General features: G+C 61.6%; 15 protein-coding genes. All 15 read right to left on the bottom strand.

What is annotated here, in order from left to right; translation table 11 throughout:
* Positions 1-16: 16 nt before the first annotated feature.
* Entirely contained in the window at positions 17-823 is an 807-nt protein-coding gene (locus E7002_RS05205) for an amino acid ABC transporter ATP-binding protein (protein ID WP_303727799.1), read from the bottom strand.
* Between the two features lie 41 nt (positions 824-864).
* Positions 865-1,710 carry a transporter substrate-binding domain-containing protein gene (locus E7002_RS05200; RefSeq protein ID WP_303727798.1) on the bottom strand — a complete coding sequence of 282 codons (846 nt, stop codon included), beginning with the start codon at positions 1,708-1,710 and terminating at the stop codon, positions 865-867.
* 69 nt (positions 1,711-1,779) lie between these two features.
* Positions 1,780-2,445, bottom strand: coding sequence for an amino acid ABC transporter permease (locus E7002_RS05195; RefSeq protein WP_066660055.1), 666 nt, complete (start codon positions 2,443-2,445; stop codon positions 1,780-1,782).
* A 245-nt stretch (positions 2,446-2,690) separates the two neighbouring features.
* Complete coding sequence (locus E7002_RS05190) at positions 2,691-2,942, bottom strand: DUF3343 domain-containing protein (protein ID WP_303727797.1); 252 nt, start codon at positions 2,940-2,942, stop codon at positions 2,691-2,693.
* 7 nt (positions 2,943-2,949) lie between these two features.
* Positions 2,950-3,156 (bottom strand): sulfurtransferase TusA family protein, encoded by a 207-nt coding sequence (locus E7002_RS05185; RefSeq protein ID WP_066660052.1) that lies wholly within the window; start codon positions 3,154-3,156, stop codon positions 2,950-2,952.
* A 43-nt stretch (positions 3,157-3,199) separates the two neighbouring features.
* Entirely contained in the window at positions 3,200-4,300 is a 1,101-nt protein-coding gene (yedE, locus tag E7002_RS05180; RefSeq protein WP_303727796.1) for a YedE family putative selenium transporter, read from the bottom strand.
* A gap of 317 nt (positions 4,301-4,617) precedes the next feature.
* Positions 4,618-5,496, bottom strand: a complete 879-nt coding sequence (locus tag E7002_RS05175) for a putative manganese transporter (RefSeq protein ID WP_303727795.1) — start codon at positions 5,494-5,496, stop codon at positions 4,618-4,620.
* 127 nt (positions 5,497-5,623) lie between these two features.
* Positions 5,624-6,463 (bottom strand): RNA methyltransferase, encoded by an 840-nt coding sequence (locus E7002_RS05170; protein ID WP_303727794.1) that lies wholly within the window; start codon positions 6,461-6,463, stop codon positions 5,624-5,626.
* Positions 6,464-7,523: 1,060 nt separating this feature from the next.
* Positions 7,524-9,164: a chaperonin GroEL gene (gene groL / locus E7002_RS05165; RefSeq protein WP_303727793.1), complete on the bottom strand. Its 1,641-nt coding sequence runs from the start codon at positions 9,162-9,164 to the stop codon at positions 7,524-7,526.
* Between the two features lie 70 nt (positions 9,165-9,234).
* On the bottom strand, positions 9,235-9,522 hold the full coding sequence (locus E7002_RS05160) for a co-chaperone GroES (RefSeq protein ID WP_303727792.1): 288 nt from the start codon (positions 9,520-9,522) through the stop codon (positions 9,235-9,237).
* Positions 9,523-9,746: 224 nt separating this feature from the next.
* Positions 9,747-10,532, bottom strand: coding sequence for a response regulator transcription factor (locus E7002_RS05155; protein ID WP_303727791.1), 786 nt, complete (start codon positions 10,530-10,532; stop codon positions 9,747-9,749).
* A 1-nt stretch (position 10,533) separates the two neighbouring features.
* Positions 10,534-11,736: a sensor histidine kinase gene (locus E7002_RS05150; RefSeq protein ID WP_303727790.1), complete on the bottom strand. Its 1,203-nt coding sequence runs from the start codon at positions 11,734-11,736 to the stop codon at positions 10,534-10,536.
* 117 nt (positions 11,737-11,853) lie between these two features.
* Entirely contained in the window at positions 11,854-12,831 is a 978-nt protein-coding gene (locus tag E7002_RS05145) for an MBL fold metallo-hydrolase (RefSeq protein ID WP_303727789.1), read from the bottom strand.
* Positions 12,832-12,972: 141 nt separating this feature from the next.
* The gene (locus tag E7002_RS05140; protein WP_303727788.1) at positions 12,973-13,488 is read right to left on the bottom strand and encodes a hypothetical protein; all 516 of its coding nucleotides are present in this window, start codon (positions 13,486-13,488) and stop codon (positions 12,973-12,975) included.
* A 5-nt stretch (positions 13,489-13,493) separates the two neighbouring features.
* Positions 13,494-16,616 (bottom strand): MBG domain-containing protein (locus E7002_RS05135; protein ID WP_303727787.1); only part of this gene is annotated, 3,123 nt, incomplete at its 5' end.

The raw sequence follows: 16,616 nt of genomic DNA, 5'->3' as shown, positions 1-16,616 counted from the left end.
GCCTTCCGCCTCCTCTCTAGAAATCGTCCGTTGCGAAGGTGGGCTGTGCCACCTCGGCCTCGGGTTGCTTGGAGGGAGCAGCGCCTCCGCGACTCACGTACGACAGGAACTTCTGCAAACGCGGGTCGGAAGGATGCTCGATGATCTGCTCGGGAGTTCCGTCGGCAACGACGGACCCTCCATCCATGAATATCACGCGATCGGCCACCTGACGAGCGAATTCCACCTCATGTGTGACGATTACCATGGCAAAATCACGCTCCTGGGCCAGCTGGCGAATGGTCGCCAGCACCTCGCCCACCAGCTCGGGGTCGAGCGCACTCGTGGGCTCGTCGAACAGCAGCACCTGCGGATGCACCGCAAGCGCACGAGCGATGGCCACGCGTTGCTGCTGGCCACCCGAAAGCTTCGAGGGGTAGAAGTCGGCGCGATCGGCCATGCCCACCTTTTCCAGCAGCGCCATGGCGGTTTCCCGCGCCTCGGCCTTGGGACGCTTCCATACGGTGACCAGGGCCTCCATGACGTTTTGCACGGCCGTCTTGTTCTTGAACAGATGGTAGTCCTGAAACACCATGGCCGTCTTGCGGCGCAGGGCGCGCACGTCGGCACGCTTGCGATGCGCGGCATCCACGGTAACGTCACCAATAGAAACGGTACCCGTAGTGGGCTCGCAAAGATAGTTCATGCACCGCAGCAGCGTAGACTTGCCCGTGCCCGAAGGACCCAGGATGGCCACGATCTCGTCGTCGCCGATTTCCAAGTTGATGTCCTTCAGAACCTCGGTTTCGCCGAAGGACTTGGATAGGTTCTTAACGCTAATCATGGGAGTCTTCTTCCTACTGCAGTGCATGCAAAAGCCAGCGGCTATTTGTCGGCCGTCAGCCAATCGGTGCTGATGAGCTTGGTGAGGTCCTCGTAGAACCACTTCTCGCACAGCGTGGACAGCGTACCGTCTTCGTGCATGTCGGCAATGACCTTGTTCAGTTCATCACGCAGCTCGGTTTCAGCGGGCATGAGGAACCAAGAAACGTTGTTGCCGAACAGCTTCTCGTCGAGCATGCGGAACTCCAGGCCCTGGGCACGTTCGGCCTTCTCGATGTTCGTGACCGTATTGGCATAGCAATCCACGCGGCCAAGAGCGCAGTCCTGGAAGCCAGCCGTGGAGTCCTCGTACGTCACGATCTCCCAGTCGTACTGGGGAGCCAGCGACTCGATGGTGCTCTGGGCAGCCTGGCCGCTCGTTACGCCGATGGTAGCGCCGCGCAGGTCTTCCAGCGTCTGGTAGGGGCTGTCGGGCTGCACGATGACAACCTGGGCGTCGGCGTAGATGGGGTCGCAGGCGATGTAGGTCTCCAGGCGCTTCTCGGTGATGGCGTAGCAGTTGGCAGCAACGTCGACGCGGCTGCTTGCCAAGTCGCCGAACACGCTGGATGCGTCGCCGGCGGCTTCCATGTCGATGGTCCAACCCGTGCGTTTCTCTACCTCGGCCCACATGTCGGCTTCCATACCCGTCCAGTTGCCGCTGTCGTCAACCAGGGAATAAGGCTCGCCATTGCCCATGGTGGCAATGCGAACGGTGCGGCTGGAGCCGTCGCTCGAAGAGGAGCCGGAATCAGAGGAGCCGTTAGAGCAACCCGTCATGATGAAACCGGTGCCCAGGCAGGAGGCCGTGGCAATTGCGCTCAGCTTAAGAAAATCACGTCGTTGCATGTACATCCCTTCCGTTACAACTTACACGTGCGATATAGCAGCGAATGCTGCGTGTACCCGTAGATGGTGCTAGTACGCTTCGGAGCAGCGCTTTTCCAGAATCTTCTGGATGCCCATGAGCACCAGGCTGATGGCCCAGTACACCACGATGACGCAGGCGTAGCACTCGAAAAACTGATAGGTATTGTTCGCCTCGATCTTGGCTGCACCCATAACGTCGCGCAGGCCAACCAGATAAGCGAGCGAGGAAAGCTTGAACAAGCTGATGAGGTCGTTGAACAGCGGCGGCAGGGCAACGCGAATGGCCTGGGGCAACACCACGCGCACCGTCATTTGGAAGCCCGTCATGCCAAACGCCTTCGCGGCATCGCGTTGGCCGTCGTCAACGGAGATAAGCGCTGCGCGGATGGATTCGCCCATGAAGCAGCTCATATGCAAGCTCATGATGACGGCGACCGCGACCAGCGGGGACATCTGCAAGATTACCGAACTCACATTCGCAAGGCCGTAGTAGAAGAAGAACAACTGGGCGATGGCGGGCGTACCGCGCATGAAGCTGCTCCATACTTTCAGAAGCTGGCTGAGCACGGGCACTTTATAGTACGCGATTAGGGCAAACACAATGCCAAGCAACAGCGAGAAGAACGCTGCGGCCAAGGTGAGCCCCAACGTAACGTCAAGTTTGCTCGCCACTTCGGGCAGCGTTTGGAAAAAGTATTCCCAATTGAACTTCACAGATACCTCGTTCCTGCACTATGCCAAGGGCATAAGCGGGCCAAGCACCTGGATTAGGCGCAAGCAGAATGGATGAAACACATGCAGAATGAGATGAAGGCGACACGTACGCGCGAAGCGCGTAAGGCGCCGAAGAATGTCGGGTGCAGAAATTCCCGACGGCTGCGTACCTTACCGCTAGGAATTAGCCACGTAAAGCGATTTAAGGCAAAGAGCGCAAAAGGATGAAGAAACGCCCAAATGGGCTATTTCAATGGGAGAAGGGCTATGCGGGCGTCGTCGATGCCCTCGTCAGCCAAAAGGGATTCCACGCGTTCGCGTGAAGCAGGAGCGCCGCGCCAGGCCATGCCGCAACCCGCGGAAAGAGAACGCGGCGTGGGGACCAGACGGCCTTCGATGCCAGCCTGACCAGCCGCATCGGAAAATGCGAATGCGCTCGCCGTGGAATCGAATGCCACGACGAGCGCCGTCTCGGTTTTGCCAGAGAACAATCGCATGAACTGGTTATTTGACGTCGATCACGAAATCGAGGCCATCCTGGGAAACCTGGGGCGTGCGACCACGCTTCGTGAGGATTTCCACCACATTCTGCTTCGAGGTGGCATTGCTCACCAAAACGCGGAAGGGCTCGTTCGGGAACTCGTTGATGGCTTCGACAGTCATAAGGGCAGGCTCGGGGCACGACAGGCCGCGGGCATCTACTTCATGCATGATGCTTCCTTTCTACAGGGTACTCATTGAATCGCAAGCGAGCTTATTTGCCAACCTTCTTGCGACGCAGATTGGTTAGGGCGATCACGAACAGCACGGCAATGGAGCACACCAGCACGATCTGACCCGCGGTAGAAGGACCACCGGCCACGGCAGCCGTGGTGTCGGTAGCGGCGCTCGCGGCAACGCCGGCAAGGCCGAAGTTGTGAGCGAAGGCAGCGCCAACGAGCATACCCAGGAACGTGACCGCAGCGTCGGCAGAGCCCTGACCAGCCAGGACCATCTGACGCAGCGGGCAGCCACCAGCGAGTACGCCGCCAAAGCCCACGGCGTACAGGCCCAGGATGTTCCACAGGTGCTGGGAATGGGCGATGGGCTGGCCATCGAAGCTGGGCTTGAAGTTACCCGTAGCGATGCTGTAGACGAGCATAGCCACGAAAATGCCCACGATGGGAATGAGCAGCGTGAAGTCCTTCATGAGGAACAGGTTGCGGATGCCGCCCACGAAGCAGATGCGCGTCTTCTGAGCCAGGGCGCCAATGATAAGAGCGACAATCAGGGCGATGGCAACGGGAGCATGCTTGGAGCCGGGGCCTTCGGTACTCGCAGCGAACACGGTGGTCGTGACGCTGATGATGAGCAGCACAACGAGCACAATGGGGAGCACGGCGCCGGACACCTTGCCCGTGTCGGTTTCGCGGCCCAGCGAGAAGCCGCGCTTCAGGAACAGGGCACCCGTGATGGCGCCAGCGGCCAGGCCAATGAGGCCCACCCAGGCGTTCAGGTCACCGGCAGCCATGCGGATGACCATGCGCAGCGGGCAGCCCAGGAAAATCAGGGCGCCAATCATCATGATGAAGCCCAGAATGAAGCGGACCATGGGCGAAGAGCCAGCCGTGGAGCGGAATTCCTTCGTGGCCAGGGCAATCAGGAACGAGCCCACCACGAAGCCCACGATTTCGGGGCGGAAATACTGCACGGGAGCAGCCGAATGCAGCTTCAGGGAGCCCGCCATATCGCGGATGAAGCACGCGGCGCAAACGGCCATGTTCGAAGGGTTGCCGAAGAACGCGAGCGTGGCAATGAGCGCACCCACGAGCACGCCAACGATGGCAAGCCCCTTCTTAGAATTGAGAAACTCCATGTGACACCTTTCTTCAGAATGCCTAACGACGGTGTTGCTTCCGAAGAGACGACGCATGAGCGACTCGATACGAGAACGCTTATTTGGGAAATGGGCGCACGAACGGGACGACTCGATGAGACGCCTCTAGGCAAGCAGCAGAATTCGCAGACCGACTTGCCCGTGCGCAGAATGATTGGGGCTATAGTCTGCGGCGTGCATGTTATCACATTCGAAGATAGATGTTGCCAAGTTTTCGCAATAAGGTTTTCCCTGCTCGTAACTGAGTTTTGCGAAGCCCAGCACGGCGGGCGAAGTAGCCCGAACGGACGGCTGTGTTACAGCGCCACGCCCAGCAACTGCAGCAGCCAACCCCAGATAACGCCCGTAAGGAACAAGCCGCCAATGATGGTGAGGTTTTGCTTCACATGTCGATTCGTGCGCACCAGCACGAGCAGGCCAATTCCCGCGGAAACGAGCAAGCCGCCCATGGCAGCGCCAAATGAGAGCGTGCCTTCCAGATACAGCTCGGTGAGCACGACGCTTGCGCCGCAGTTGGGAATGAGGCCCACAATGGATGCCGCAATGACCGACAGCGTAGGATGCACCTGCATGAACGAAGCGATGGCCTCCTCGCCCACCCATTCGATGGCACCGCCTAACACGAGCGAGATGAGGAAGATGAACAGCGTTACCTGCAACGTGTGATGCACGGCGCTACGCAAGGGGCTATGATGCTCCTCTTCGTCGTCGCAATGGCAATGATCGTGCTCGCAGAGCTCGTCGATGTGCGGCTTGCCATCACCCGCACGATGCGTAAGACGCACGATGAGGTCGAAGACGAAGCCCATGATGACGCCGATGAGGGCTTTCAGGCCGATGATCTGCACGATGCGAATGGGGTCGACCTGCTCGGCGATAAAGATGGGCAGCATCTCGTCGGAGGTGGACAGGAACACGGCAATGAGCGTTCCCACAGTGATGACGCGCCCCGCGTACAGCGTGGAGGCCGCCGCGGAGAAGCCGCATTGCGGCAGCGCGCCCAACAGAGCGCCTACCAGGGGACCCGCATGCCCCGCGCGTTCGATGGCGGCACGGCTCTTGTCGCTGGCCATATGCTCGATAAGCTCCATGACCCAATACGTAACGAACAGGAACGGCACGAGCTTGAGCGTGTCGATGAGCGCGTCGTTGAAGATGTCGATAAAGAATTCCATGCGCGCATTCTATCCGTTCGTCTAAGGCACCGTTAGCGTTTCCATACTATGGATACAGTGTGTCACCTGCACATATGCTCATATTTCGCGCGCACGGAAGACCCGATAGCGCAGGGGAAAGCCGCCCCTACCCCACGAGCTGGTAAAACGCCACCGCGCTTGCCGCGGCAACGTTCAGGCTATCGACGCCGTGACGCATGGGAATGCGCACCGTGTAATCGCACTGCGCAATGGTTCGCGGGCTAAGCCCATCGCCTTCCGTGCCCAACACGATAGCAAGCTTCTCTTCCGCATTCACCGCTTCGTCCTTGATGGATACCGAATTATCGGAAAGGGCCATAGCTGCTGTCTTGAAGCCGCATGCATGCAGGCGTTCGAGCCCCGCATCGGGCCAATCATGTACGCTTTCGCCAATGCGCGTCCACGGCACCTGGAACACCGTGCCCATGGAAACGCGCACGGCACGACGATACAGCGGATCGCAACACGTGGGCGTTACGAGCACCGCGTCCACGCCCAACGCGGCAGCGCTGCGGAACATGGCGCCCACATTCGTGTGGTCCACGATGCCCTCGAGCACCGCAACCCGACGCGCATTCGTTTGCGCAAGCAGTTCCTCCACCGAAGGCAGCTGCGGACGACGCATGGCACACAACACGCCACGCGTGAGCTCGAAGCCCGTAAGCTGCGCCAATACCTCACGAGACCCCGTGAACACCGGCACTTCCCCACCATCTTCAGCGGGATGTGCCTCCACCATTTCGCGCACCTCGTCGAGCCACTTATGCTCCATCAAGTACGAAAGCGGCTGCATGCCCGCATCAAGCGCCCTTCTAATAACCTTGGGCGATTCCGCAATGAAGATGCCCTTTTCTGGCTCCAGCCTATTCCTCAGCTGCGCCTCTGTCAGCCGCGCAAAAACCGCGAGCCTCTCATCTTCCAGCGTTTCAACCTCAATAACGTTCATGCAACCATCCAATCCAACAACATCCTTCGCCCTCATTGTATCCCACGCCCACATCAGGGCGAGAGCGAAGCGAATCGCCCGCGAGGGGCACCCACTCGCGGCAGGGCGCGCAGCGAAGCGAGCGCCCGTACGGCAACCCCAACCGCACGTGAGCAGGGGTCGGAGCTTTACTCACAGCAACTCCCCGCATTCCGAGAGCCCGTTCCGTGAACACGGATTCGGCCCTCGTTCACGCTGGGAGAGCAGCAATTAGCGTCAAAACCGCGTGCGGCCCCGTTTTCTAGCGCTCCAAACCGCTTTCGAGTCGAAATGGGCAAATTCGGCCGACAAAATGTAAAAATTTTGCCGTTCTGGACATTCGCCAGCATTCAACCTCGGGCATGGAGGAAGCCGACCTGAGACAACGTCAAAGCAAAAGCGCCAACTAGCTCCGTTCGCCCCCTCAAAGAGGCAAAATCGCAAAGAAATACGTTCAGAACGACGATTTTTTTACAAAACAGCCCCCGATTCTGTCAAAAAACGTTTGGGGGCGGCCCTACCACGAGCAAAACCCTCTCACAGCAGGGCGAGAGCGAAGCTAATTGCCCGTGCGCATGCGCGAGCGGAACCCCGTCGCGGCAGGGCGCGCAGCGAAGCGTCCGCGCCCGTGAGTCACCCCCGCGAGCGGTCCCGGCTCGCAGCGGTCCTCCGATGGAAGCCAACCCGATCGGTACCCGCTAGCGGGGCCCGGCGGCGTACCGCACGAGGCACCCTCTGAACACCATCCCCCGCGCTGCAATCCCGCGGGTTCCGGCCGCACCCGAAGGGGCAACGGAAGGCGCAGCCGAACGTTGCCCCGCCGGGCGCGGCCGGCACCCGCGGGGCAGCGCCCAGTAAAAGCATGAAGCAGCGCAGCGCACGAGCACGGCGCATCCCACAGAACGCAAAAAGGGACCGAGAGGCCTAACCTCTCGGTCCCAACAACTCACAGCAACAAGCGCCGTGCGAGCAGCGGAGCGGGGCGTGCCTCGGCGGTACGCCGCCGGGCCCCGCGGTGCAAGTCCAACCCAGCAGGGTGGGCTTACATCATGCCGCCCATTCCTCCCATGCCGGCAGCAGCGGCTGCAGCGGCGGCGGAAGCGTCGGCTTCCTTCGGGATCTCGTTCACGGTGCAGTCGGTGATGAGGATCAGCGTAGCCACGGAAGCGGCGGACTGCAGGGCGATGCGGGTAACCTTGACGGGGTCGTTGACGCCCATCTCGATCATGTTGCCATACTCGCCGGTGGCGGAGTTCAGGCCGAAGCCCTTCTCCATGGAGCGAACCTTCTCGACCACGACGGAGCCTTCGAAGCCAGCGTTCTTGGCGATCTCGCGCATGGGGGCAACCAGGGCCTTGCGCACGATTTCGACGCCAATCTCCTCATCCTTGTTGTCGCACTTCACGGCGTCCAGCGCGGGCAGAGCGTCGACCAGGGCAACGCCACCGCCAGCAACGATGCCTTCCTCGACGGCAGCGCGGGTGGCCTGCAGAGCGTCTTCGATGCGGCTCTTCTTTTCCTTGAGCTCGCTTTCGGTAGCAGCGCCAACCTTCAGCACGGCAACACCGCCGGTAAGCTTGGACAGGCGCTCCTGCAGCTTCTCACGGTCGAAGTCGGAATCAACGCGCTCGATTTCAGCCTTCAGCTGCTCCTTGCGCTCTTCGATAGCCTGCTTGTCGCCAGCGCCGTCGACGATGAGCGTGTTGTCCTTGTCGACCTTGACGCTCTTGGCATGGCCGAGCATTTCCACGGTGGCGTCGGCAATGGTCATGCCGAAGTCCTTGTCGACAACCTGGGCGCCGGTGACGATAGCGATGTCTTCCAGGATGCGCTTGCGGCGATCGCCGAAGCCAGGAGCCTTGATGGCGACAACGTTCAGGGTGCCGCGCAGCTTGTTCAGCAGCAGGGTGGCCAGAGCCTCGCCCTCGACGTCCTCAGCGATGATCAGCAGCGGACGGCCGGACTTCATGACGGCTTCCAGCAGACCAACCATGTCCTGGATGTTAGAGATCTTCTGGTCGGTGAGCAGGATGTAGGGATCCTGCAGGTTTGCTTCCATCTTCTCCATGTCGGTGGCCATGTAGGGGCTGATGTAGCCGCGAGACCACTGCATGCCCTCTACGTGCTCAAGGTCGATGCCAAAGGTCTGGCTTTCCTCGACGGAGATAGCGCCGTCCTTGCCTACCAGGTCCATGGCCTCGGCGATCTTCTCGCCGATGACAGCGTCGCCAGCGGAGATGGTACCCACGTTGGCGATCTGGTCCTTGCTCTCGATTTCGATAGCGTCGGCCTTGATGGTCTCGACAACGGCGTCGACACCCTTCTGAACGCCGCGGCGGATGCCCAGGGCGTCGGAACCGGCGATGACGTTGCGCAGGCCCTCGGTGACGATGGCGTCGGCCAGCAGCGTAGCGGTGGTGGTACCGTCGCCAGCAGCGTCGTTCGTCTTCACGGCAGCTTCGCGAACCAGCTGAGCACCCATGTTCTCAACGGGGTTCTCCAGCTCGATTTCCTTGGCAACCGTAACGCCGTCGTTGGTGACCAACGGAGCGCCATAGGACTTTTCCAGAGCCACGTAACGACCCTTGGGGCCAAGCGTGACCTTTACAGCGTTAGCAAGCTTGTTCACGCCAGTGGCAAGTGCGCCACGGGCGTCGGTGTCAAACAGAACATCCTTAGCCATGTTGTTCAGTTTCCTTTCAATAGCGAATAGTGAATACCCGCGTTATGCAACCGCGGGAAAAAGAGCACTGTTAGCCCTGGATAGCGTAGATATCGTCGGCGCGCAGGATGATGACCGTTTCGCCTTCGACTTCGATTTCGGTGCCGCCGAACTTGCCATAGATGACATGGTCGCCAACGGCAACGGGCATGGGCAGACGGGAGCCGTCTTCGGCAAGCTTGCCCTCGCCCACGGCCAGGACAACGCCCGTGGTGGGCTTTTCCTTGGCACTGCTGGCGATGAACAGGCCAGACGCAGTGGTCTCTTCCACTTCGTCCTGCTTGACAATGACGCGATCGCCCAACGGTTTCAGATTCATAGCACAGCCTTCCTTTCACTGACCGCCGCAATGCGGCTTGTCTTTTATGCTTGAAGAGTGCTAGCACTCAATGGGTACGAGTGCCAAACAACGCTTGCCATCATAGCATTGGGAAGGCCATATGCAAGCGTTTTCAAATAATCTGAGCGTGGGTAACTCAACCGTTACCTTTGCGCCACACAGGGCGTGAATGCCCCTATGCGCACACGTATGCAGGGCAAACGCTAGCAGCCAGGCGCAACCAGGCCGCGTTCGTACGCGATAACCACCAGCTGGGCGCGATCGTGCGCGTCGAGCTTGCCCATGATGCGCGCCACGTGCGTCTTCACCGTGGCCGGGGAAATTACCAGCTCCTCGGCAATCTGCTCGTTGCTCATGCCGCGCGCCACCATGCGCAGAATCTCGCGCTCGCGGTCGGTAAGCACGGAAAGCTCCACCGCGGCATGCGCGTCGCGAGCACGCGAATCGACGAACGTCTCGATGAGGCGACGCGTGATGGAGGGCTGAATAAGGGCATTGCCATCGGCCACCGTGCGAATGGCGCGCACGATGTCGTCGGGTTCGGAATCCTTCAACATGAAGCCACTAGCCCCGGCCTGCAGGGCGTCGTACACGTATTCGTCGACGTCAAACGTGGTAAGCACGAGCACGCGCGTACCCGAGAGCGAAGGTTCCGCAACGATCTTGCGCGTGGCGGAGATGCCGTCTTCCAAGGGCATGCGAATGTCCATGAGCACCACGTCGGGATGCAGTTCCATGGCGCGGTCGTACGCGGCGATGCCGTTGTCGGCCTCGCCCACCACCTTCACGTGGTCGTACGAGGAAATGATCAGGCGGAAGCCGTTGCGCACCAGGTCCTGGTCGTCAACGATGAGGACGGTCACGTCACGCGCGTCGTTGAGCGCGGCTTCCGCCAAGCGGGCCGCCTCCTCGCTTTGCGCGCGCAAGCGGGCATTCGCCTCGCGGAAGCTCTCGCTATTCGGGTTGGATGCTCCAATCAGATCGTCCATGCTATTCCCTTTCGCCTAGAGGCAAGCCCACCTGAACGCGGTAGCCACCTGCCGCCCTATCCCCCGCCTGGAACGTGCCATGCAGCACGCGCACGCGCTCTTCCATGCCCTGCACGCCGTGGCCGCTGAGCGGAGAATGCTCGGTAGCGACCTTGCTGCTCAGGCCAATGCCGTCGTCTTCCACGGTGAGCATGGCAAAGCCGTCGGACATGGCCAAGCGCACCCACAGGTTTTTGGCCTGCGCATGGCGCACCGTATTGGTAACGGCCTCTCGTGCAATGCCGAACAGCGCCACGTCCACGAACGCGGGGGCGTTCTGGCGCTGATAGCTGCCCGTCTCGTAATGCACCTCCAGGCCGGCCTTGCGCGCATACTCGCATAGGTCGGGCATACGGTCGGTGCCGTTCGTGGGGCGCATTTCCGCTTCGGCGCCTTCGTTGCGCAGCACGCCAATCATAGAACGGATTTCCTCGAGCGCCGACTTCGAGGTCATGCGCACCTGCACGATGGCCTCGCGCGCCGCCTCGGGATTGCGATCAATGAGCTTTTCGGCGGCAGCCGCCTGAATGCCCACCGCGGAAAGCGAATGGGCCGTGATGTCGTGAATCTCGCGCGCGATGCGCACGCGCTCCTCTTCTACGCGGCGCGCGGCTTCCGTCTCGCGCGTACGCTCCGCCTCGAGCGCGCGCTGCTCGGTTTCCCGCACCGAATGCCGGTACGCACGCCAAGCAACGCCCGCCGCCACGGCGAGGGCCATGTAGCTTAGGTTCTGCACGCGAACAACCAGGGCAACGCTGTCGTTATCGCTGGGGATGGTAGCCACGCACAGCAGAAACGCAGCCAGCGCAGCCGCCACGATCACTTCCACGCGCGGTCGCTCGTTCGCCAAGGTGAACAGCGCGATAACGGGCCCAATAATGGAGAAGGCGTACCCCGGCGCGGAATCCTGAGCAAAGGAGTAGAGCACGATGACGAACACGTACACGGGCCAGGGGAACATGCGTCGAAACACCAGCGGCAACGCGGTGAACGCGAGCAGCACGTATGCCGACGGGTCGGGCGCGCGCGTGAGGATACCCACCATGTCGCGAAACGTATCGTCGTGAAATACGATGGGCGACGTGGCCAAATACAACTGCACATACGCAAACAGCAGGGCGGCCAGGGCGACGAGCACATCGACCAGCCAATCCCGCGAGCTCAAGGAGCGCTTATTTACCAGAATATTTTCCATACTGCCATACTATGGCACGCGCATGCGATACGCCATACGCTACCTACCGTATTCCACAGCGGCACGCACGGCGCAGCTCCAAACAGACTACACGCGTTCACGCAGAATAAGAGGCACCGTATAGCTGGCGTTAAGGTCGAATGCGGGTTCGGGCTGAACGGCACGCACGGCCTCGGTGTAGAACACGCGCTTGAAGCATTCCAAGATGGCATCGGGGGAAAGCCCGTGATTATGCAGGCGCACTATCAGGTCGCCTTCATACGCGCCCCAAAACGCCGCAGCAGTTAAATAGTCACGCACTTCCTGCCCCACCATGACACCGCTATGGGGAACTAGCATAACCGCCGGATCAAACGCCTGTGCGCGCTCGATGTACGCCAGGCAATCGGCGTAACCCGTGAGCGCGGGAATCTGGCAGCAGAACTTGACGTCTACGGGAACGGCGGTATCGTCCGCCAGCTTGCCGCCCGGCACAACGCCTTCGGGAAGCGGGCCCGCATATACGCCCGCACTTTCGCACGAGATAAGCAAGCGAGATTCTTTATCCCAGAATGCAAGGGAATCGCGCGTGTGGCCCGGCGCCTCGATGACCTGCAATGCAAGCATGCCAATGCGCACGGTTTCGCCCGGTTCGAGCACGCGGTCGACGCGGATATCGGAAACGTCCTCATACTCAGAAAGGCCCTGCGCATGCGCCTCGGCATCGTTCAGCTTGCGCATGGTGGCAAGGGCGCCCGGACGCTCGAACACGCGTGCCGCATGGGCATGCGCGCAAATGACCATTTTGGGCATGCGCTCCTTCAGGTAGCCCGCGCCCGCAGCGTGATCGTAATGGGAATGCGTGAGGAGCAGCATCCCTACCGGCTCATCGCCCAAAACGGCCTGAATATTGCGGTACGTCTGCGGAACGCACCACGCATAGCCAGCGTCGATGAGCGCCGCATCCCCGTCAGAAACCAACAGGACTGACTCCCCGCCGATATCGGCGCCCACACGATAGAGGGCGTAGCTCCCCCGGGCGTCTTCAAACAGCTTGATTGGACCATTCGCGGACGTGGTTTCCATATGCCTATCCCTTCACGCGTTTCACACCATTATAGGAAGAAGGCACATGGGCATAGCGAAGGGCGGCCGGAAACCGAACAACTTCTACTGGACTTGCCAGATGGAAGAGCTCGGGCCGACCGCCCTTTCAGGCACGGTTGTTTACGCCATGAGCGACGACAGCTGCTTCACCCCATTGAACTGGATGGAAGAAACGGGCTTGCGAACGCCGGGAGTGACCATGTCCACGGTGCCGTCCCACGTGCGCACCTCGTCCTCGGCGTCACCGTCTTCATAATGGTCGGTGCTCACCACGTACAGGCAATCGAACGTGCCCTCCGCAGGAAGCTCGCGCTTATGAAACCCGTAGTCCACATCGCTCAGGATGCGGCGCATTGCCGCGGGACGCTGAGCGGGGTCGGTGCAGGGCACCAGGCCCGTGCTGCTGTTGTACAGCGCGGTAGGCGAAACGTAGATGGTGCGGATCGCACGGCGACGTGCCTGCTCGCTGCGTACCACCAACAGGCAGCACCCGGCGATGACCAGCCACCAAACCACGTCAACGATAAGGTCGAGCGGACTGTCGATGCGGTAGAGCCCCAGTGCGTACCAGGCGATCAGCAGACCAATCGAAATGGCGACCAGGATAACCGTGATGATGATAGTGGGCTTACGCATGACGGTTACACCTCCTTGTAGGCAGGAGCGTTCTTGGCGCCATCCTGCATCGGTTGCTTGCTTTCGGGCTCGAGACCACGGATGCTGTCGGCATCAGCACCAAGCCCGTTGGTGAACGAACGACGACGTGCAATGGCTACGGCGTAGATGGCAACGGATACCAGGATACCGAAGACCATCACCCAATGCACCCAGCAGGTAGGCTGCTCAGAATCTGCCGCGAAGGCGTCATCGGCGGCCAGCGGAGTCTCGTCGTCCAGGATGGACTCCTCGGGGCCAGCCAGAGGCGTGGCATCATCGGGGATGATCGTAGCCGCGGGGCCAGCAGCAGCGGGCGTGGGTACCGCGGGGGCGCCAGGAGCGGGGGCCGGGGTCGTTCCGCCACCCGCGGGGAATACCGGCGCGGGAGCCGCGGTCACCGTAAGCGTGCCGAGCGTGTAGGTGAGCACGTAGTTGTCGGCGCTCACATCGCCCCACGCGATCTCGTAGGTGTTCTGCGAAGAGCCAACGGCCGTCTGCGAACCGGTAGCGGTGATAACGACCTTGCCCTCATCAGCTTCAACCAGACCCTCGTAGGTGACGGGAGCCGTAAGCGCCGTGCCGTCGAATACCTTCGTCGCGCTGCCCGTGGTGACGTAGAGCGTAGCGGGCGTGATGGCGTAGGTTGCGCGCATTTCACCAGCGTAGTTGCCCATGCCGATCACGAAGACTTCCTTCGCACCAGCGTTCGTGATGTCGGCGCTGTATTCCAGCGTGAAGTCGACGCCCTCGACAAGCGTTGCACCCGTCAGCGTATCGACGATGGTCACGGGCATGGCCTGAGGCAGACCGTTGTAGACCGTGTCATCGGGGCCCGTCACCGTGAAGCGCGCGTCCGGATCAGCCGGATCGGGCTTCTGGTCGGGGAACGTAGCAGGAACAATCTCGAACGTTCCGGGAACAGTCGTCACGTTGTAGTTCGGGTTGTCGTCAGCGGAAACGATCACATTGATGGCATACTCGCCAGCAGCGTCACCCTCTTCGCGAGAGAGGCTGTAGGCGATGGTCTCGCCCTCGATCGCGCCCGCAACAACCGCGGTGAAGGTCGGGTCTTCCTCGCCATACACCTTGGAAGCGTTCTGAGCGGTTACCGTCACTTCCTTCGGCTCGATGGTGAGCGTGCCAGCCTGGGTCGTGATGTTGTAGTTCTCGGTCACGTCCTCGGTGCCATGCATGACCTTGTAGCCCTCGGCCACGGGGTTGTTGCCCTCGGCCGTATCGGACACGTTGGTGGCCGAGCCGGTGGCGGTGGCCACGAGCTCGTCGCCCTCGAAGAGCGTGCCGTCGGTCACGGTGACGCCCGCGGCGGTGAGCGCCGTGCCGTCATACGTCTTCGAGTCGCTGGCGGCCGTGATGGTGATCGCCTGCGAGGCGGTCTTCATCGTGAGCTCGCCGTTGGCGGTGGTGACGGTGTAGTTGTCGGCGCTACCAGAGGTGAACTCGTAGCTCGATACCACGTTGGCAACGGGGCTCTCGCTCGGGAAGGTGATCGATCCGGTCACCGTGGCGCTGATGGCGTCGCTGCCGACCAGGCCCTCGACCTGGAAGCCATTGTTGGAGTGCGCGGTGCCGTCGTAGGTGAACTCCTCGCTGGCGGCGGTGACGGTGACTGCCTTGGGATTAATGGCGAGCGTGCCGGCCTGGGTGGTGAACACGTAGCTGGCGGTCACGTCCGTGCCGTCGTGCATAACCGCATAGCCAGCCGCGACCGGGTTGTTGCCGGCGGCGGTGTCGGCCACGTTGGTGGCGGAGCCGGTGGCGGTGGCCACGAGCTCGTCACCCTCGAAGAGCGAGCCGCTGGTGACGGTGACGTCAGAGGCGGTGAGCGCCGTGCCGTCGTAGGTCTTGGAGTCGCTGGCGGCCGTGATGGTGATTGCCTGCGAGGCGTTCGTCATGGTCAGCTCGCCGGCCACGGTGGTAACGCTGTAGTTTGCGGAATCGCCCGCGGTGAACTCGTAGCCCTCCACGACGTTGGCCACGGGGCTCTGGCTCGGGAAGGTAATGGAGCCGGCGACGGTGGCGCTGATGGCGTCATCGCCGACCAGGCCGGCCACGTCGTACTCGTCCCAGCTCTGCGCCGTGCCGTTGTACGTGAACGCCTTGTCCTGGGCCGTGACGGTGACGGCCTTGGGCTCGATGGTGAGCGTACCTGCGACCGGGGTGATCGCGTAGCTGGCGGTCACGTCCTCGGTGCCGTGCATGACCTTGTAGCCAGCCGCGACCGGGTTGTTGCCCGCGGCGGTGTCGGCCACGTTGGTGGCGGAGCCATTGGCCTCGGCGACCAGGGTGTCGCCCGGGAGAAGGCTGCCCTCGGTCACGGTGACGCCGCTAGCGGTGAGCGCCGTGCCGTCGTAGGTCTTGGAGTCGCTGGCGGCCGTGATGGTAATCGCCTGGGAGGCGTTGATCATGGTCAGCTGGCCGTTGGCGGTGGTCACGCTGTAGTTTGCGGAATCGCCTACGGTGAACTCGTAGCCCTCGACGACGTTGGCCACGGGGCTCTCGCTCGGGAAGGTGATGGAGCCAACCACCGTGGCGCTGATGGCGTCATCGCCGACCAGGCCCTCGACCTGGAAGCCGTCATTGGAGTGAGCCGTGCCGTCGTAGGTGAACTCCTCGCTGGCGGCGGTGACGGTGACTGCCTTGGGATTAATGGCGAGCGTGCCGGCCTGGGTGGTGACCACGTAGCTGGCGGTCACGTCCGTGCCGTCGTGCATAACCGCATAGCCAGCCGCGACCGGGTTGTTGCCGGCTGCGGTGTCGGCCACGTTGGTGGCGGAGCCATTGGCCTCGGCGACCAGGGTGTCGCCCGGGAGAAGGCTGCCCTCGGTTACGGTGACGCCGCTAGCGGTGAGCGCCGTGCCGTCGTAGGTCTTGGAGTCGCTGGCGGCCGTGATGGTGATCGCCTGCGAGGCGTTCGTCATGGTCAGCTCGCCGTTGGCGGTGGTCACGCTGTAGTTGCCCGCGGTGCCGGAAGTGAACTCGTAGCTCGATACCACGTTGGCAACGGGGCTTTCGCTCGGGAAGGTGATCGATCCGGTGATGGTGGCGCTGATGGCGTCATCGCCGACCAGGCCGGTCACGTCGTAGCC

The organism is Denitrobacterium detoxificans, from assembly GCF_015062615.1.
Lineage (GTDB): Bacteria > Actinomycetota > Coriobacteriia > Coriobacteriales > Eggerthellaceae > Denitrobacterium > Denitrobacterium detoxificans_A.
The sequence above is the reverse complement of the archived record's forward strand: the minus strand, read 5'-3'. Positions and strand labels throughout refer to the sequence as shown.